The organism is Microbacterium sp. SORGH_AS_0969, assembly GCF_030818255.1.
Taxonomy (GTDB): Bacteria; Actinomycetota; Actinomycetes; order Actinomycetales; family Microbacteriaceae; genus Microbacterium.
Genome location: NZ_JAUTAG010000001.1, coordinates 2,042,893 through 2,060,406, shown reverse-complemented (window position 1 = coordinate 2,060,406; position 17,514 = coordinate 2,042,893). Strand labels below are relative to the sequence as shown.

Sequence of the window (17,514 nt, the reverse complement as noted above, 5' to 3'; positions counted from 1 at the left end):
CAGCCTCCGGGCGCGCTCAGGACCTCACGCCAGGTGGCTGAGCCCGTCGAAGCCACCGGAAACCGCAAGGGTACCGGGCCCTTCGACAAGCTCAGGGACCTCGGAGCCAAGGTGGCTGAGCCTGTCGAAGCCACCGGAACCCGCGGGCCCTTCGACGAGCTCAGGGACCTCGGAACCACGGTGGCTGAGCCCGTCGAAGCCACCGGAACCCGTGCGATGAGACCGGCCCTTCAACAAGCTCAGGGACCTCGGAACCACGGTGGCTGAGCCTGTCGAAGCCACCGGGACCCGCGGGCCCTTCGACAAGCTCAGGGACCTCGGAACCACGGTGGCTGAGCCCGTCGAAGCCACCGGAACCCGCGCGATGAGACCGGCCCTTCAACAAGCTCAGGGACCTCGGAACCAAGGTGGCTGAGCCCGTCGAAGCCACCGGGACCCGCGGGCCCTTCGACGAGCTCAGGGACCTGGGGCGGGCTACAGCGCGGCGAGCGCCTCCGCCCGCTCCACCAGCGCGCGAGCGCGAGCGAGCGTCGGGGCGTACGAGCCGTCGACCGGACCGTCGGGCGACGCCGACAGCAGCGCCCGAGCGCGCTCGACCTCGTCGGGTGCGGGCGTGAAGCCGGCGTGGGCGCCGGGGACGGCGGCATCCTGAAGCGCGAGAGTGCCGGTGAAGCCCATCGCGACGGCGTGGAGCGCGGCATCCCGAGCGTGGTCGACGGGACCGCACGGTCCGTCGATGGGACCGGCGATCCCCGCCGCTGCCGAAGCGACGACGAGCTGCGCGCGCGGCCACGAAAGGGCGAGTCGGTCGGCCGACATGCCGGTGTCGCGGCGGAAGTCTCCCGTGCCGAAGGCGAGGCGGCGCGTGGCGGGGTGCGCGGCGATCGCGGGGGCGGCGAGCAGGGCCGCGGCCGACTCGACCATCGCGACGATCGAGACGCCGGAGGGGAGGGATGCCGCGACGTGGGCGACATCGGCCGGACCCGCGCACATCGCGAGCACGACACCGGCGAGGCTGTCGTCGAGCTCGCGGCCGAGGGCGAGGTCGTCTTCTCCGTCGTGGGTACCGGCGGCGCTGATGCGCAGCCAGACCGGAGCGTGAGCCGCCGCTCGACGTGCACGGTCGCGTCCCTCGCCCTTGCGGCCGGCGGGGAGGCCGTCTTCGAGGTCGAGCACGAGCACGTCGGCCGCGGTCTCGAGGTGGCCGGCGAGAGGCGAACGGAGCATCCAGGTGCGCGCGAGGTCGACACGCGCGGGGGCGGGGGCGGCCGAAGCCGCCCCCGCCGGGGTGTCGTGGGTCAGGCTCACGAGCGACCCTTCGCCGCAGCCTCCGCCTCGGCCTGAGCGCGGAAGGCGTTGAGCGCCTGCGTGTCGACCGTCGCGGGGAGCTCGGTCTTGGCATCCGCGGGCGTCGCGGAGTGGTCGTGACCGGTGAGGAGCGTCTCGTCGAACGGGATGTTGCCGGCGAGCACCTCACGGACGCGCTGTCCGTCGTACTGCTTGGTCCAGGCGCCGATGAGGAGCGTCGCCACCGCGTTGCCGGTGAAGTTGGTGACCGCGCGGGCCTCCGACATGAAGCGGTCGATGCCGACGATGACGCCGACGCCGTTGACCAGGTCGGGGCGGTAGGCCGAGAGGCCGCCGGCGAGGGTCGCGAGACCGGCACCGGTGACGCCGGCCGCGCCCTTGGAGGCGATGATCATGAAGATCAGGAGGCCGATCTGCTCGGGGATCGACATCGGCGCACCCATGGCGGTCGCGATGAAGAGCGACGCCATCGTCAGGTAGATCGCGGTGCCGTCGAGGTTGAACGAGTAGCCGGTCGGGACGGTGATGCCGACGACGGGCTTCGAGACGCCGAGGTGCTCCATCTTGGCGATGAGGCGGGGAAGAGCCGCCTCGGACGACGACGTGCCGACGATGAGGAGGTACTCGCGGCCGAGGTACTTCATGAGCGAGAAGATGTTGACGCGGGTGACGGCGAACAGCAGACCACCCAGGACGACCGCGATGAAGAGGAAGCACGTCAGGTAGAAGGCGCCCATCAGGATGCCGAGGCTGATCACGGCCTGGAATCCGGTCTTGCCGACCACCGCGGCGATGGCGCCGAAGGCACCGACCGGAGCGAGCCACAGGATCATGCCGAGGATGCGGAAGACCAGGACCTGGAAGTTCTTGATGCCCTCGACCATGCGCGCCCCGCGCTCGCCCATCCCCTGCAGCGCGAAGCCGACGAGAAGTGCGATGAACAGCACCTGCAGGATGCTGCCGCCCGTGAAGGCCGAGAAGAACGTGGTCGGGATGATGCCCAGGATGAAGTCCTGCGTGGTCGTCGCCTCGGGAACGGCGTCGTACTGCGCACCGGCGATGTTGAGGCCCTCGCCGGGGTGGATGATGTTGCCCACGAACAGGCCGATACCGAGCGCGAAGGTCGACATCACGAGGAAGTAGCCGAGCGCCAGGCCACCGATCTTGCCGACCGTAGAAGCCTTGGCGATCGAGCCGATGCCCACGACGATCGTGCAGAAGATCACCGGGGCGATCATCATCTTGATCAGGCTGACGAAGCCCTTGCCGATGGGCTCGAGGGTCGTCGCGAACGCCGGGGCGACGAGGCCGACGATGACACCGGCGACGACCGCGAGGATGACCGAGATGTAGAGCCAGTGGTTGCGGTCGATCCTCTTGCGAGGCCGACCGTCGCGCGTGGTGCGGAGTGAGAGTGCCACGGGTGATTCCCCTTTTCTAACGCCTTCGTTGAGTCCGGCGGGGGCGCCGGTCGATGTGAAGACTTTGATCGAGGCGGGACGGGGGAACCATTTGTGGTCGTATTGTTCACGGCAGGCGCGACGAAGGGTGTGACATGCGACTGAGCGTGGGTGGGCGTCTGGCGCTCGTCTCCCTCGGCGTCGTCGTCCTCGTCGCCGGAGTCCTCGCGGTGCTGCTGTCGTTCCAGCTCACCGACTCGGGACAACGCCAGGCCGAGCAGGTCACCCGGTCGGTCGCCGAGACGCTCGCTCATGAGCCCGACGTAGCCGCCCTCGTCGCGCGGCGCGACTCTGCGACCCTGCAGCCCATGGTCGAGTCGATCCTCGGCGACGCCGACCTCTCGTTCGTCACGATCATGACGCCGGACGGCATCCGTCTTACCCATCGCAATCGCTCCGAGATCGGACAGGAGTACCAGGGGTCGCGCGAGGAGGCCCTCGCCGGCCAGACCTACACCGAGGTGTACGAGGGGACCCTCGGCCCGTCGGTACGCACGATCGCGGCGATCCGCGAAGGCGGCGACGAGGACGGCCCGATCGTCGGGCTCGTCTCGGTCGGGGTCACGCTGGGCGCCGTGCAGCAGGACCTTGCCGCTCGCGTGCCGTTGATCGCCGTGGCATCCGCCGCCATCGTCGGCGTCGGTGTGCTCGGGGCCCTGTATGTGCGCCGCAGCGCGAGACGGGTGACCGGGTCGTACACCCCCGCCGAGCTGTCGCGGCTCGTCGAGAGCTACGAGACGGTGCTGCACTCGCTGCGCGAGGGGCTCGTCGTCACCGACCGCGAGGGCCGGATCGTGCTCTACAACGACGAGGCCGCCGACCTGCTCGGGCTCCCGCCCGCGACGATGGGCCAGGTCTCGCTCGATCCGCACGACGTCGACATGGATGCCACCCTCGCCGAGGCCATCTCGACGGGGCGCCGCATGGTCGAGGAGACGGTGGTCAACGGCGATCGCGTCCTGCTCGTCAACCAGGAGGACGCGCGAGACCTCAACGGACGGCGGGCGCCCGAGCGCGGACACGTCATGACGCTCCGCGACCGCTCCGAGCTGCAGGCGCTGCTCGGCGAGCTCGAGGGCGTCCGCACGCTCAGCGACACCCTCCGCTCGCAGACCCACGAGCACGGCAACCGCCTCCACGCGCTGTTGGCGCTGCTGGAGCTCGGGCGGCTCGATGACGCGCGGCGGTTGATCGTGGCATCCACCGGCGAACGGCAGGAACTGGCCGACCGTCTCGTCTCGGACGACGAGGATGCCGTCGTGGTCGCCCTCCTGCTGGGTAAGCTCGACGAGGCGGCCGAGCGCGGACTGCGCCTCGACCTCGATGTGTCGGAGCCGCGACCGCGGCTGCCGCTCGCTCCCGCGGAAGCGGTGACGGTCGTCGGCAACCTCGTCGACAACGCTCTGGATGCCGCGGCGTCGGGCGCGGAGCCCCGGTGGGTGCGCGCGGCGCTGACGGAGAAGGGCGGCGACGTCGCGATCGAGGTGTCGGACAGCGGAGGAGGGTTCGACCCGTCGCTGCCCGACCCGTTCCGGTTCGGCGCGTCGACGAAGACGGAGCAGGCACCGGGCGGGCGCGGCGTCGGGCTCGCGCTCGTGCGCGATATCGTGGCCGCCCGGGGCGGAACCCTGCAGATCACCGGCGACCCGACGACGGTGCGGGTGTTCCTGCCGTCGGTGGAGGAGGAGTCGTGATCCGGGTGCTCGTCGTGGACGACGACGCCCTCGCCCTCGAGCTGCACTCGGCGTACGTCGCGCGGGTGCCGGGCTTCGAGGTCGCGGGACAGGCGTCGGGAGCGCGCGCGGCCCTCACCGCCCTCGCCGACCCGGAGCGGCGGATCGACCTCGTGCTGCTCGACATGACCATGCCCGACGGCAACGGCCTCGACGTCGCGCGGCGGGTGCGCGCAGCCGGGTCGGGCGTCGACATCATCGCCGTGACGGCGGTACGCGACGCGGCGACGGTGCGGGCCGCCGTGTCGATCGGCGTCGTGCAGTACCTCATCAAGCCGTTCGCGTTCGCGGCGTTCCGCGAGCGCCTCGATGCCTACCGCACCTATGTCGAGGGCCTCGACCGCGCGGCCGGTGACGCGACGCAGTCCGAGGTCGACGCGCTGCTCGGATCGCTGCGCACCGTCACCCCGCCGGTGCTGCCGAAGGGCCTGAGCGACGAGACGCTGCAGGCCGTCGCGGAACGTGTGCGCACGGCATCCGGAGCCGTGTCGTCGACCGAGGTCGGCGAGACCGAGGGCATGTCGCGCGTGACGGCGCGGCGCTACCTCGAGCACCTCGCCGACGTCGGGCGGGTGCGCCGCGTTCCCCGGTACGGGGGCCAGGGCCGCCCCGAGATCACGTACGCGTGGGTGCGGGCGGGGGGTGGCCTCTGATTCACGCGAGGTCCCTGAGCCCACGCGAGGTCCCTGAGCCCACGCGAGGTCCCTGAGCTTGTCGAAGGGACCGGAGGCTTCGACAAGCTCAGCCACCTCCGCCGCACCGAGACCTCCAGCCACGCGAGGTCCCTGAGCCCACGCGAGGTCCCTGAGCTTGTCGAAGGGACCGGAGGCTTCGACAAGCTCAGCCACCTCCGCCGCACCGAGACCTCCAGCTACGCGAGGTCCCTGAGCCCACGCGAGGTCCCTGAGCTTGTCGAAGGGACCGGCGGCTTCGACAAGCTCAGCCACCTCCGCCGCACCGAGACCTCCAGCTACGCGAGGTCCCTGAGCCCACGCGAGGTCCCTGAGCTTGCCGAAGGGACCGGCGGCTTCGACGAGCTCAGCCACCTCCGCCGCACCGAGACCTCCAGCCACGCGAGGTCCCTGAGCCCACGCGAGGTCCCTGAGCTTGCCGAAGGGACCGGCGGCTTCGACGAGCTCAGCCACCTCCGCCGCACCGAGACCTCCAGCTACGCGAGGTCCCTGAGCCCACGCGAGGTCCCTGAGCTTGCCGAAGGGACCGGACCCGACGCGACGTTCTCCACAGTCTCCGCGAGCAGTCGCCACAGGCTGCCATGATCACGGGATGCCTTGGGCCTACATCCTCGAATGCCGCGGCGGTGCGCTATACGTCGGGAGTACCGGCCGCGAACTCGAGAGTCGCGTGTGGGAGCACAACAACGACGATGACCTGGCGGCATCCTTCACCCGGAAACGTCGACCCGTTCGGCTCGTCTATGCGGAATGGTTCGACGCGGTCGAGCTAGCCTTCACGCGGGAGAAGCAGCTACAGGGGTGGCGCCGGGAGAAGAAGCTCGCACTTATCGCCGAGCGGGGCGCAGATCTTCCCCGGCTGTCGCGCTGCGGGCCGGGACCGGAGGCTTCGACAAGCTCAGCCACCTCTGCCGCAGCCCCGGGACCGGAGGCTTCGACAAGCTCAGCCACCTCCGCCGCAGCCCCGGGACCGGAGGCTTCGACAAGCTCAGCCACCTCCGCCGCAGAGGAACCCTCACCACGGGAGGTCCCTGAGCCCGTCGAAGGGACCGGAGGCTTCGACAAGCTCAGCCACCTCCGCCGCAGCCCCGGGACCGGAGGCCACGGAGGGGATGTCAGAGGGAGAAGGCGGCGCGGACGCCCTCGTTCGTGACCTCGCCGGCGCGGACGTTCAGGCCCTTCGCGAGGGCGGGATCAGCGGATGCCGCGGCGTCCCAGCCCGCGTCGGCGATCCGCGTGATGTAGGGCAGGGTCGCGTTCGAGAGCGCGCGCGTCGAGGTGTGCGGCACCGCGCCGGGCATGTTCGCGACGCAGTAATACAGCGAGTCGTGCACGCGGAAGGTCGGCGCGTCGTGCGTCGTCGGGCGCGACCCCTCGAAGCACCCGCCCTGGTCGATCGCGATGTCGACCAGCACGGAGCCGGGCTTCATCGCGGCGACCATGTCGTCCGTGACGAGCTTGGGGGCGGCCGCGCCCGGGATCAGCACCGATCCGATCACGAGGTCGGCATCGGCGAGTTGCTCGGCGATCTCGAGGCGGGTCGACGCGCGGGTCTCGATCGCTCCGCCGAAGCGCTCCTCGAGCTGGCGGAGCTTGGGCAGCGAGATGTCGACGACCGTCACGCGCGCCCCGAGCCCCAGGGCGTTGGCGGCCGCATGCTCCCCCGCGACGCCGCCGCCGATGACGACGACCTTCGCGCGAGGCGTTCCGGGAACACCGCCGGGCAGGAGCCCCCGCCCGCCCGAAGCGCGCAGCAGGTGGTGTGCTCCCTCGATGATCGACAGGCGGCCGGCGACCTCGCTCATGGGGGCGAGCAACGGCAGGGCCCGGTCGGCGGTCTGCACGGTCTCGTACGCGACGGCGGTGGTCCCCGCGGCGATGAGGGCATCGGTGAGCGGGCGATCGGCGGCCAGGTGCAGGTAGGTGAAGAGCGTGAGGTCGGGGCGGAGGAACCCGTACTCGGGGGCGATCGGCTCCTTGACCTTGACGAGGAGCTCGGCGCGCGCCCACGTCTCGTCGGCGGTCGCGACGATCTCAGCGCCCGCCGCACGGTACTGGTCGTCGCTGAACCCGCTGCCCTCCCCCGCACCGGTCTGGACGAGCACCTCATGGCCGCGGTGGACGAGAGAATCCACGCCCGCGGGCGTCATCGCGACGCGGTTCTCGTTGTTCTTGATCTCGGTCGGCACGGACACGCGCATGGGTTTCTCCTCGATCGACTGAGCGTTGCCGAGAGAATCGCAGAAACGAGTGTTTCGGCGACGTTAAACCGATGATCCTTCGAATGGATGCCGGCAAACCGGCGTACTGTCGAACGCAACCATGCCAAGTGCCACCGTCGACCGAAGGATCTGCGATGCCCGACGACGAGCTTCACCCTCACGACGCGCGGATCATCGAACTCCTCTCCGCCGACGCGCGAATGACCAACGCCGCGATCGCCGAGGACCTCGGCGTCGCCGCATCGACCGCGCACGCACGGCTGCGCTCCCTCGTCGATCGAGGTCTCATCACCGGCTTCCACGCGGCCGTCGACCAGAGCCGCCTCGGCCGCGGGCTGCAGGCGATCGTCGGGGTGACCCTCCGCCCGGGGCAGCGACAGGAGAGCATCCGCGCGTTCGCGCACGACGTGCGCCGGCATCCGGATGTCATCCAGCTCTACTTCCTCGGCGGGGCCGACGACTTCCTCGTGCACATCGCCGTCGACGACTCGTCCGCCGTGCGCCGCTTCGTCGTCGATCACCTCTCGGCGCGGCACAGCGTGGCATCCACACGCACGAGCATCATCTTCGAGTATCACCGGAACGCTGTCGCGGCCGACTTCGACTGATCCTCTCGGCACGAAGATGACGCCGCGCGCGACGCCGCTGTCGCGGCGATCGCGAGCCCCACGGCGAGAGCCAGCGCGGCGAGAAGACCGTCACGGACAAGGGCTGCGGAGATCGTGGTGACGACCGTCAGCGCGAGGAACACCGTGGAGACCGCCAGCAGGACGCCGGGAGACAGACGCCCCGGCCCTTTGCGCGTAGCGGAACGCGCGTACACGTAGATCTCGCGCCTCCCGGCTGCCGTGCTCACCGCGGCACGCGACGGCAGCCAGGAGGCCCGAGGAGAGGAGTCGAGGCTCACCGAGCCTCGACCGTGATCTCGAACGTCGTCTTGACGCCGGCGGCATCCTGGATCCAGGCGGACGTCGTTCCGGTCTCGCCCGCTGTGAAGCCCGCGTTGAACGACACCTCGTCCGCATCGGTCGACGCGGCATCGAAGTGCGCGACGGCGTCATTGTCCGTCCCGCCGGTGCCCGGCCATCCGGCGGTGTCGTCGTCGGTCGAGATGATGAGCACCTCTCCAGCGGCGAGCGAGATCTTCGCCCCGGCGAGTTCGGCGGGGGTCATGATGAGCGGGGCCGGCATGCCGATCTCGGTGTCGGCGCCGTCGGTGTCGGGCGCGATGACGTCGACGCTGGTGTTGTCGGAGATCGCGTCGTCGGACGCCGCCGCGAAGGCGGTCGCCGTTCCCGTGGCGATGCCGAGCACGACGACGGAGGCGGCCAGGAGGGTGAGGGTTCGCGTGCGCATGGGAGTTCCTTTCGGGAGGGAGCGCCGTCGTTCGCGGCGTCTGATCTGTTCATGGCCGACACCGACGGGGTTCTTTCATCGGGAACGAACTTTTTTTCTGCGCGCGAAAGCGGTGAAAGGCTGCCGCGCTGTCGGACATGATCAATGTGTGCGACACCACTCCCCCGAGAAGACGCGGACGTACGAGGCGTTCGTCCGCGCACATGGCGACGCCGTCTCTCGGTTCCTCCGCCGGCGGTCCGACCCGCAGACCGCCGAGGACGCGTTCTCGGAAACCATGCTGGTGGTGTGGCGGCGCTTCGACGAGGTGCCCGAAGATCCGCTGCCCTGGCTGTACGTCACGGCACGCAACTGCCTGCGCAACGCGGAGCGTTCCACCCGGCGACAGCAACGCGTCGTCGATCGCATCACCACCGTGGACCCGCCCGTGGAGGCGATGGATGCCGAGGATGAGGGCGATCCGCGCGAGGACTGCCTGCGCACCGCTCTGGCCCGCCTGTCGAGAACCGACGCCGAGGTGCTCCGCCTGTGGGCCTGGGAAGAGCTCGGACCGCAGGAGATCGCGATGGTGATCGGGGGCACCGTGAACGCCGTGACCATCCGCCTGCACCGGGCGAAGAAGAAACTCCGTCAAGAAATGGACGCGGCGTGCCCGCCCGTCTCGCGCACGACCTCGGGAGGAGGGGCACGATGACCGATGACGACGACCTCAGAGCGCTGATGCGACGGGCCGACCCCACGAACGCGCACCCGCCGCTCGACGACGCCCGCATTCGCCGCGTCGTCGCAGCCGCCGAGCGCGACGACCTCGCCCCGGCACCCCGAAAGCGAGCGCGTCTGCTCCTCGCCGGGGCCTCGCTCGGAGCCGTGGCGACCGCGGCGGGTGCCGCACTCATCGCCGGCCTCGTGGCGACACCCGCGCTCCAGGCACCCGGGCCCACGGGCGGATACGTCACGTGCGAGGTTCCGACCGCCGCGGAACTGCGGACGAACGACACGGCGTACGAGGCCCTCGTGACAGGCGTCGACGACGGCGTCGTCACCCTCGAGGTGTCGCACGTCTTCACGGGGACTCCGGATGCCACGGTGGAGCTGCCGCAGTCGCGGACGCCCTCGGGAGACGACCTGTTCGTCACGGGTCGCACCTACCTCGTGGCCTCTACGGGAGGATTCACCGATGACTGCCTGACGGGGCCCGCAACCGCCGAGCTCCGCGCCGTGTACGAGCAGGCGTTCGGCCCCGGGACGGGCGGCTGATTCCGCCGCGCGCCGCCTCTGACGCACGAGAGGACCTTCCCGCACCGCGCATGACTCGGGCCTGGCGTCAAGTGCGGGTCCGTGACCGCGTCAGCACCCATGATGTGACGCGGAGGCGTCAATGCTGCTGTCGATCGGAGTGGTCGTGATGTGCGTCGGGCTAGCGGCCGGCGTCATCGGCGTCGTGCTGCCCCGCGTCGGCAGCCGGACACCCCTGGGCGTGTACCTGCGCTACGCGGCGGTCGCCGGGGCTCTCTCGGTCGGGTCCGGTCTCATGTACATCGTGAGCTTCAACGGCGGAGCACCAGGCGCCCTCGTCGTCGCCGATACGGCGATGGTTCTCGCGCCGGCCACTCTGTGCGTCGCGGTCTGGCCTCCGTCGGGCGCACGCTACGGCTCGCCCGTCATGCTCGGCGCCGCGATCGCGATCGGCGGGGTCATGGCCGTCTGCTCGACCGTGCTCACCCCTGCCACATCGATGAAGGTCAAGGTGGCGCTGTTGACCGTGGTCTGCGGTGCCTGCGCGGTGATCGCCCTGCGAAACCGCGCACTCCCGCCCCGATCGACCCGTCTCCTCGGCGCCGTGCAGGGCGCGTACAGCGTGTACTCCGCCCTCCGGAGCGTCGTGCATTCGACGCCCGAGTCGCCCCTGAGTCAGAGCCTGTTCTCGATCACCGGCGCCGGCGTCGTCTCCGTGACGTCGATGTTGCTCTGCGGCGTGGCCATCGGACTCGTCGGGCGTCCCGCGGCGCGCACGGAGCACAGCGGCAGCAGCCATCGCACGTTGGTCACGATCGGTGACTGGAAGCTCGCGACCGCCGCTTTCGGCAGAGACCGCGTGCGCGGCCTGCTCATCGAGCTGCGCCTCGCCGCGCAGGACCTCGACCCGACGGCGGTCGACGCGCCACACGGGGTGGAAGTGGCCATCCCGTCCGCCGCCTCGGCGCTGCGGGAACGGATGCGATCGACCTATGGCTGGCGACCCGAAGAGACCGGCCTGCTCATCGACGGCTCGTCGGCCCCGCGGAGTCGGCGGAGAACCGGCGCGTAAGGCGCCGCGACCCGGCCGCGCTCAGCCCACGGCCGCGGCGATCGCGGCGATGTCGGCGGGCATCGACCGGCAGCAGCCACCGACGACCCGCGCGCCGGCGTCGACCCACGATGGAGCGGTCTCGGCCAGCGGAGCCGCACGACCGCTCCAGGTGCGGGTCTCGGCATCCCACCTCTCGCCCGAGTTCGGATAGGCCACCAAAGGCATCCGGGGTGCGATCGCGAGGGAGGGGAGGACGTGCTCGGGGGCGCAGCAGTTGACACCGATCGCGACGACTCCCGGCACGGATGCCGCGATGTCGAAAGCCCGTGCCAACGCCCCGCGCGCCGCGAAAGCGGTGCTGTCGGCCGAGAGACTCACGATGCTCGGCACGTCGAGATCGGCGAGCTCGAGCGCGAGTGCCTCGAGTTCGAGCGCGGACGGGATGGTCTCGACGGCGAACAGGTCGCATCCGGTGTCTGCGAGGATGCGCAGGCGGCGGCGATGCTGCCGGCGCAGCTCGTCGACGGTGAGACCGTAGTCCCCCGTGTACTCGCTCCCGTCGGCGCGCAGCGCCCCGATCGGGCCCACGGATGCCGCGACCACGACGTCGCCGGCCTCTCGGGCGAGCGTCACCGACCGGTGAAGGAGAGCGTCGACCTCGGCATCCGGAATCCCTGCTCCGTAACCCACCTGGTAGCTCGACGTGATGACGACCTCAGCCCCCGCGGTGACGAACGCGGCGTGCGCGGCGCGGACCTCGTCGGGGTCGTCGCGCAGGATCCGCGCGGACCACAGCGACGACGAGACGTCATTGCCGCGGGCCTCGAGCAGGGTCCCCAGACCACCGTCGAGCACGACCGCCCGCTCGGCGAGCGTCGCGGCGAGGTCGATCACGCCTCGTGGGTCTCGCCAGCGGCGAGGACACGCAGGGCATCGGCGAGCAGAGCCTGATCCGCACGGCTGACGCCCCGCAAGGCCTCGGCCTCGAGGCGGACGAGCTCGGTCATCGCGGCGTCGACGCGCTCGATGCCCTCGGGTGTGATGGCGACGAGGATCGCGCGACCGTCGGACGGGTTCGGGCGGCGGTGGACGAGCCCGCGCTCGGCGAGCTTGTCGAGGCGGTTGGTCATCGCGGCGCTGCCGATCATCGTCGCGGCGATCAGCCGGGTGGCGCTCAGCTCGGTGCCGGCGCGGCGGAGGACCGCGAGGACGTCGAACTCCCACAGCGCGATGTCGGCGCTCGCGAACGCGCGGGCACGGAGCTTCGAGAGGTGGAAGGCCGCGCGACGCAGACGCGACATGACGTCGAGCGGTGTGAGGTCGATGTCGGGGAGCAGGCGCGACCACGCGTCGATGAGGAGATCGACCTCGTCATCCTTATTGCTTGCGATAGCCACATGACGACGGTACCGGAGCCGCGGGGCGATGGCGGCTTTCCGGCGGGGTGGGGTGGGTCGTCATGCCGGCGCGGACCCACGGGCGTCCGGGGCGACGACGGCCGGCGTCGGTGCTGCCGAGGTGGCTGAGCTCGTCGAAGCCACCGGTCCCTTCGACAGGCTCAGGGACCTCGCGCGGGCTCAGGGACCTCGCGTGGGCGGCTGTGACGGTGCGGCCGAGGTGGCTGAGCTCGTCGAAGCCACCGGTCCCTTCGACAGGCTCAGGGACCTCGCGCGGGCTCAGGGACCTCGCGCGGGCGGCTGTGACGGTGCTGCCGAGGTGGCTGAGCTCGTCGAAGCCACCGGTCCCTTCGACAAGCTCAGGGACCTCGCGCGGGCTCAGGGACCTCGCGCGGGCTCAACGAGCTCGTGGGGCTGCACCGAGCCGCTCGGCGAGCGCGCGGCCCGCGGTGCGCAGCCACCGGGCGGGGTCGGCGAGCGCGGCGGCGGGGGATCCCGCCAGATCGGCGAGCGCGACCGTGGTGCGGAACATCGACGTGTCGGCATCCGGAGCGATCCGCCCCGCGACGAGCAGCACCGGACGGTCTCCGGCGAGGGCCGCGAGACGGCCGGGGACCTTCCCGGCCGCGGAGCTCGCGTCGAACGCGCCCTCGCCGGTGACCACGATGTCGGCACGCTCGACGGCGTCGCGCACCCCGATGAGCTCGGCGACAGCCTCGGCCCCGGGAACGAGCTCGGCACCCCATGCCTGGAGCGCCGCCCCGGTTCCCCCGGCGGCTCCGGCCCCGGGTGCGAGAGCGTCGGTGTCGAGCAGCTCGGCGGCGCGCCCGAGGGCGGCGTCCGCCTCGGCGAGGTCGACCAGGCCCTTCTGCGGGCCGAACACCGCGGCCGCACCCGTCGCGCCGACGAGCGGGCTGCGGACGTCGGTCAGCACCGTCGCTCCGCCCGGTGGGGGTGGCCGCAAGCCCGAGCGATCGAGGCGGACGGCGCCGCGCAGACCCCGCAAGCCGGACGAGACGGGGGCGCCGGTGGCATCCGTGATCCGTGCGCCGAGGGCGGTGAGGACCCCGAATCCGGCGTCGGTCGAGGCGCTCGAACCGATGCCGAGCACGAGCCGCGAGACGCCGTGATCGAGGGCGGCGGCGATCGCCTCACCGAAGCCGCGGGTGTCAGCGTCGAGCGGGCGGAGGTCGCCGCCCAGCAGCTCGATTCCCGAGGTGGATGCCAACTCGACCACCCCCGTTCCGTGCGGCGCGGCGGCGGTGGGAGGGAGGAGGACCCAGGATGCCGCGACCTCGCGGCCGTGCGGACCGATCACGCGCACGGGCATGCGGCGCGCACCGGGAACCGCCGCGAGGAAGGCGTCAGCGGTGCCCTCTCCCCCGTCCGCCATGGGGCGTTCGATCGTGGCGTCGGCGGGGCGGACGTCGCGCCATCCCGCGGCGAGCGCCGCGGCGGCGTCGGCCGCGGTGATCGAGCCCTTGAAGCCGTCAGGCGCGAGCAGCACGGTGGTCACGCGCCGACTTTAGCCGGTCGGCATCCGTGGTGCCGGGGCCCTGCGCCCGCGCCCGTCCCCGCCCCACCGTTGAGTGTCCAGGACACGCCGTAATGCATGCCGCCATAACGGCGTGTCTTGGACACTCAACGAGAGCGCGGCGCGGCCGCAGGGCGCGACGCGGGGCGGGACGCGACCGCAGGGCGGGACGCGGCCGCGGGGCGGGACGCGGCCGCAGGCGCGACGCCGAAGGCCCGGCCCGGCCGCACGCGGCAGGCCGGGCCGGGACGGGCGGGTCAGCGACGCCCGGCCGGCACCGGGGCGTCGCGGCGGGCGGCGGCCTCGACGCGCTCGCGGCGCGCGTGGCGGGCGTGCTGCAACACGCTCACCGTCACGATGATCGCGAGCAGGGCGTACAGCACGACGGTCAGCGGCGACGAGACGAAGATCGTCGGGTCGCCCTCCGATACCGCGAGGGCGCGGCGCATCTGGGTCTCGGCCATGGGTCCGAGGATCGCGGCGATCAGCACGGGCGCGAGCGGGATCGAGAAGCGCCGCATGACGAAGCCGACGACGCCGATCGCGAGGGCGAGCCACAGGTCGACCACGCGCGAGGCGATCGCGTAGACGCCGAGCATCGCGACGACCGTGATGCCCGCGTAGAGGTAGTGGCGCGGGATGAGCAGCAGCTTCGCCCACACCGCCGCGAAGGGCAGGTTGATGATCAGCAGGATGATGAGGCCGAGGAAGAGGCTCGCGAGCAGCGGCCAGACGAGGTCGCCGGAGCGCTCGAACAGCAGCGGACCCGGCTGCATCCCGTACTGCTGGAAGGCGGCGATCATCATCGCGGCCGTGGCCGAGGTCGGAAGCCCCAGTCCCAGCAGCGCGCCCATCGCCGAACCGGCCGTGGCGTTGCCCGCGGCCTCGGGGGCGGCAACGCCCTGGATCGCACCGCGGGTGCCGAAATCGGTGTCACCGCGCCGGCGGGCGAGCCGCTTCTCGGTGCCGTACGCGAGGAACGTGGGCACCTCGGATCCGCCGACCGGAATCGCTCCGAAGGGCACACCGAACGCCGTGCCGCGCAGGAACGCGGGCAGAGCCTGACGCCACTCGCGGCGCGACAGCAGCGGCGAGCCGCTCGGGGCGACGAGCTTGCCCGGTCCGCCCGCGCAGCGGATGTGACCGGCGACGTGCAGCACCTCGCCGATCGCGAGCAAGCCGACGGTGATCACGATGATCGAGATGCCGTCGAAGAACACCGGGCTTCCGCCGGTGAAGCGCTCGGCACCCGTCATCGCGTCGATGCCGACGAGGGCGAGGGCGAAGCCGAGACCGAGGGCGACCAGGCCGCGCACGATCGAATCGGCGACGACGGCCGAGATCGCGACGAACGCGAACACGGCGAGCGCGAAGTACTCCGCGGGGCCGAACACCTTCGCGAGCTCGACGATGTACGGCGCGAAGAACACGACGAGAACGCACGCGATCGTGCCGCCGAGGAACGCGCCGATCGCCGAGGTGCCGAGCGCTTTGGCCGCTCTGCCGTCCTTGGCCATGCGATGGCCCTCGAACGTCGTCGCGATCGCGGAGGAGTTGCCGGGGGTGTTGAGCAGGATGCCGGCGGTCGAATCGCCGAACAGACCACCGAAGTAGATCGAGGCGAACATGATGAACGCGCCCGTGGGGTCGAGGCTGAAGGTGACGGGGAGCAGGAGAGCCACGGCCATCGCCGAGCCGAGGCCCGGGAGCACGCCCACGGCCGTGCCGAGGATGGCCCCGATGACGAGGAAGAGCAGGTTCTGCGGTGTGAAGGCGACCGCGAACCCGTCGGCGAGGTTGATCAGCTGATCCACGGCGAGAGTCCTTCCAGGATGCCGGCGGGAAGCGACAGGCCCAGACCCGCCCCGAACGCGAGCTGGACGAGGGATGACACGATCACCGAGACCCCGATGTCGAGCAGGGGACGGCGACTGCCGAAGGCCCACGAAATGGCCCAGAAGAGCGCGGCGGCCGAGAGGATCCAGCCGAGCACCGGCAGCACGACGATGAAACCGGCGAGAGCGGCGACCGTCACGCCCAGAGTGCGCCAGTCGACGGCGGCCGGCTTCGCGGTCGACGCCACGTCCTCGGGCGAGACGATGCGGATCTCACCCGTCGCGTCGATCGCCCCGAGGTCTTCGAGCATCTCGTTCGAGATCTCGACGGGGTCGTCGGCGACGTGCGCACGGCGACTCGTGCGCAGCACCTCGATCAGCAGCCCGATGCCTGCGAGCCAGAGGAAACAGCTGACGAGCATCGGGAAGAACTGCGGACCGGGGAAGGCGACGTCGGCCGGCACCTGCATGGTGGCGGTGCCGTAGGTCATGAACCCGGCGAGCACGAAGACCCCGGCGACGACCACCAGCTCGCTGCGGCCGGTGTACCAGCGGGGCGTGCGCTGCACGCGCAGCGACCCCGTGGTGAGGGTGGACGGTTCGGTCACAGGCCCAGCTCCTTCATGATCGCGGTCGTACGTTCGGTCTCATCCGACAGGTAGGCGGCGAACTCGTCACCGGCGAGGAAGCTGTCGACCCAGCTGTTGCGGGTGAGCACTTCCTGCCAGGCCTCGGTCTCCCGCATCTCGGATGCCATGGCCACGAGCTCCGCGTGCACCTCGTCGTCGATGCCCGGAGGCGCGACCAGCCCGCGCCAATTCGACATCGCCACGTCGACGCCCTGCTCGCGGAAGGTCGGCACATCGACGTCGTCGAGCGGTTCCTCGGCCGACAGCGCGAGGGCACGGAGGTTGCCCGACTCGATCTGGTCGCGGAAGTCGTTGTATCCGGAGAGTCCTGCCTGCGTCGTGTGCGACAGCAGCGAGGTGACGACCTCGCCGCCACCCGGGTAGGCGAGGTAGTTCACGCGCTGCGGGTCGATGCCACCCTGCTGGGCGAGCATGCCGGCGAGGAGGTGGTCGATGCCGCCGAGCGATCCGCCCGCGATCGCGGTGCCCTCGGGGTCGGCGAGGAATGCCTGCATGAAGTCGTCGAGGGTCTGGAAGGGCGAGTCGCCGGGCACGACGAGCACGTTGAAATCGTCGGCGAGACGCACGATGGGCCGCACGTCCTCGAGGCTCACGGGCGACCGGTTGACGATGACCCCACCCACCATCACGCCTCCGGTCACGAGCATGATGTCGTGCCTGTCGCCCATCTCGGCGACGGCGCCGAGACCGATCGTGCCGGCGGCTCCGGGGATGTTCATCACCTGCACGGCTCCGGCGATGCCCTCTTCGCGCATGACCTGCTGTGCTTCGCGACCGAAGGTGTCCCACCCTCCGCCGGGCGCAGCGGGAGCCACGATGGTGAGCTTCGTGCGGGGGTTGGCGACCCCGCCGGTCGCGGCGGCGCTGAGACCCGCCGTCACGAACAGTGCCGCCGCGGCCACACCCACCACGACCCCCGTCACGAGGCGGCGTCGAGGTGAGCGCGCGGGGTGCTGCGCCTCTGCTGGCGTCGGATGCTGCATCAAGCCCTCCCGGGACATCGTCGTTTCCGGATGAGAAGCTAGGTTGTCAGCGCC

18 protein-coding genes are annotated in these 17,514 nt (G+C 71.1%); 7 read left to right on the top strand and 11 right to left on the bottom strand.

The genetic code is table 11. From position 1 onward, the window contains the following. Positions 1-474 precede the first annotated feature (474 nt). On the bottom strand, positions 475-1,308 hold the full coding sequence (locus QE388_RS09500) for an aldolase/citrate lyase family protein (protein WP_307384967.1): 834 nt from the start codon (positions 1,306-1,308) through the stop codon (positions 475-477). Continuing rightward, positions 1,305-2,729 (bottom strand): cation:dicarboxylate symporter family transporter, encoded by a 1,425-nt coding sequence (locus tag QE388_RS09495; RefSeq protein WP_307384965.1) that lies wholly within the window; start codon positions 2,727-2,729, stop codon positions 1,305-1,307. The genes QE388_RS09500 and QE388_RS09495 overlap by 4 nt, the downstream gene beginning before the upstream one ends. A gap of 134 nt (positions 2,730-2,863) precedes the next feature. Between QE388_RS09495 and QE388_RS09490 the strand changes: the two genes are divergently transcribed. The 3 genes from QE388_RS09490 (at position 2,864) to QE388_RS09480 (ending at position 6,346) form a co-directional block, all read left to right on the top strand. After that, on the top strand, positions 2,864-4,462 hold the full coding sequence (locus tag QE388_RS09490) for an ATP-binding protein (RefSeq protein WP_307384964.1): 1,599 nt from the start codon (positions 2,864-2,866) through the stop codon (positions 4,460-4,462). Continuing rightward, positions 4,459-5,154 carry a response regulator gene (locus tag QE388_RS09485; protein WP_307384963.1) on the top strand — a complete coding sequence of 232 codons (696 nt, stop codon included), beginning with the start codon at positions 4,459-4,461 and terminating at the stop codon, positions 5,152-5,154. The genes QE388_RS09490 and QE388_RS09485 overlap by 4 nt, the downstream gene beginning before the upstream one ends. A 631-nt stretch (positions 5,155-5,785) precedes the next feature. After that, on the top strand, positions 5,786-6,346 hold the full coding sequence (locus QE388_RS09480) for a GIY-YIG nuclease family protein (protein ID WP_307384962.1): 561 nt from the start codon (positions 5,786-5,788) through the stop codon (positions 6,344-6,346). Here the strand turns inward: QE388_RS09480 and ald are convergent. Further along, positions 6,309-7,394, bottom strand: a complete 1,086-nt coding sequence (gene ald / locus QE388_RS09475) for an alanine dehydrogenase (RefSeq protein WP_307384961.1) — start codon at positions 7,392-7,394, stop codon at positions 6,309-6,311. The two genes, QE388_RS09480 and ald, sit on opposite strands and share 38 nt — an antisense overlap. A gap of 155 nt (positions 7,395-7,549) precedes the next feature. Between ald and QE388_RS09470 the strand changes: the two genes are divergently transcribed. Next, a complete protein-coding gene (locus QE388_RS09470; protein WP_307384960.1) occupies positions 7,550-8,023 on the top strand; it encodes an Lrp/AsnC family transcriptional regulator in 474 nt (157 codons plus the stop codon). On the opposite strand, the gene QE388_RS09465 is transcribed toward QE388_RS09470, so the two are convergent. After that, entirely contained in the window at positions 7,990-8,271 is a 282-nt protein-coding gene (locus QE388_RS09465) for a hypothetical protein (RefSeq protein WP_275798327.1), read from the bottom strand. The genes QE388_RS09470 and QE388_RS09465 overlap by 34 nt on opposite strands. 47 nt (positions 8,272-8,318) lie before the next feature. Beyond that, positions 8,319-8,771, bottom strand: a complete 453-nt coding sequence (locus QE388_RS09460; protein WP_307384959.1) for a hypothetical protein — start codon at positions 8,769-8,771, stop codon at positions 8,319-8,321. A gap of 148 nt (positions 8,772-8,919) precedes the next feature. Here QE388_RS09460 and QE388_RS09455 point away from each other — a divergent pair, with 148 nt between their 5' ends. The 3 genes from QE388_RS09455 to QE388_RS09445 all read left to right on the top strand — a co-directional run bounded on the left by QE388_RS09455 (position 8,920) and on the right by QE388_RS09445 (position 11,079). Beyond that, positions 8,920-9,465 carry an RNA polymerase sigma factor gene (locus QE388_RS09455; protein ID WP_275798323.1) on the top strand — a complete coding sequence of 182 codons (546 nt, stop codon included), beginning with the start codon at positions 8,920-8,922 and terminating at the stop codon, positions 9,463-9,465. Continuing rightward, positions 9,462-10,028 carry a hypothetical protein gene (locus tag QE388_RS09450; RefSeq protein ID WP_307384958.1) on the top strand — a complete coding sequence of 189 codons (567 nt, stop codon included), beginning with the start codon at positions 9,462-9,464 and terminating at the stop codon, positions 10,026-10,028. Before QE388_RS09455 ends, QE388_RS09450 begins: the two co-directional genes overlap by 4 nt. 121 nt (positions 10,029-10,149) lie before the next feature. After that, the gene (locus QE388_RS09445) at positions 10,150-11,079 is read left to right on the top strand and encodes a hypothetical protein (RefSeq protein WP_307384957.1); all 930 of its coding nucleotides are present in this window, start codon (positions 10,150-10,152) and stop codon (positions 11,077-11,079) included. 21 nt (positions 11,080-11,100) lie between these two features. Here QE388_RS09445 and mmuM read toward each other — a convergent pair whose 3' ends face one another. The 6 genes from mmuM to QE388_RS09415 all read right to left on the bottom strand — a co-directional run bounded on the left by mmuM (position 11,101) and on the right by QE388_RS09415 (position 17,460). Continuing rightward, positions 11,101-11,955 carry a homocysteine S-methyltransferase gene (gene mmuM, locus QE388_RS09440; RefSeq protein WP_275798318.1) on the bottom strand — a complete coding sequence of 285 codons (855 nt, stop codon included), beginning with the start codon at positions 11,953-11,955 and terminating at the stop codon, positions 11,101-11,103. After that, positions 11,952-12,458: a MarR family winged helix-turn-helix transcriptional regulator gene (locus QE388_RS09435; RefSeq protein ID WP_275798317.1), complete on the bottom strand. Its 507-nt coding sequence runs from the start codon at positions 12,456-12,458 to the stop codon at positions 11,952-11,954. Before QE388_RS09435 ends, mmuM begins: the two co-directional genes overlap by 4 nt. Before the next feature lie 397 nt (positions 12,459-12,855). Then, complete coding sequence (locus QE388_RS09430; RefSeq protein WP_307384956.1) at positions 12,856-13,974, bottom strand: glycerate kinase; 1,119 nt, start codon at positions 13,972-13,974, stop codon at positions 12,856-12,858. A gap of 275 nt (positions 13,975-14,249) precedes the next feature. Next, positions 14,250-15,806, bottom strand: coding sequence for a tripartite tricarboxylate transporter permease (locus QE388_RS09425; protein WP_307384955.1), 1,557 nt, complete (start codon positions 15,804-15,806; stop codon positions 14,250-14,252). Further along, positions 15,794-16,435: a tripartite tricarboxylate transporter TctB family protein gene (locus tag QE388_RS09420; protein WP_307384954.1), complete on the bottom strand. Its 642-nt coding sequence runs from the start codon at positions 16,433-16,435 to the stop codon at positions 15,794-15,796. The genes QE388_RS09425 and QE388_RS09420 overlap by 13 nt, the downstream gene beginning before the upstream one ends. Continuing rightward, positions 16,432-17,460 (bottom strand): tripartite tricarboxylate transporter substrate binding protein, encoded by a 1,029-nt coding sequence (locus QE388_RS09415; RefSeq protein ID WP_307384952.1) that lies wholly within the window; start codon positions 17,458-17,460, stop codon positions 16,432-16,434. Before QE388_RS09415 ends, QE388_RS09420 begins: the two co-directional genes overlap by 4 nt. Positions 17,461-17,514 lie beyond the last annotated feature (54 nt).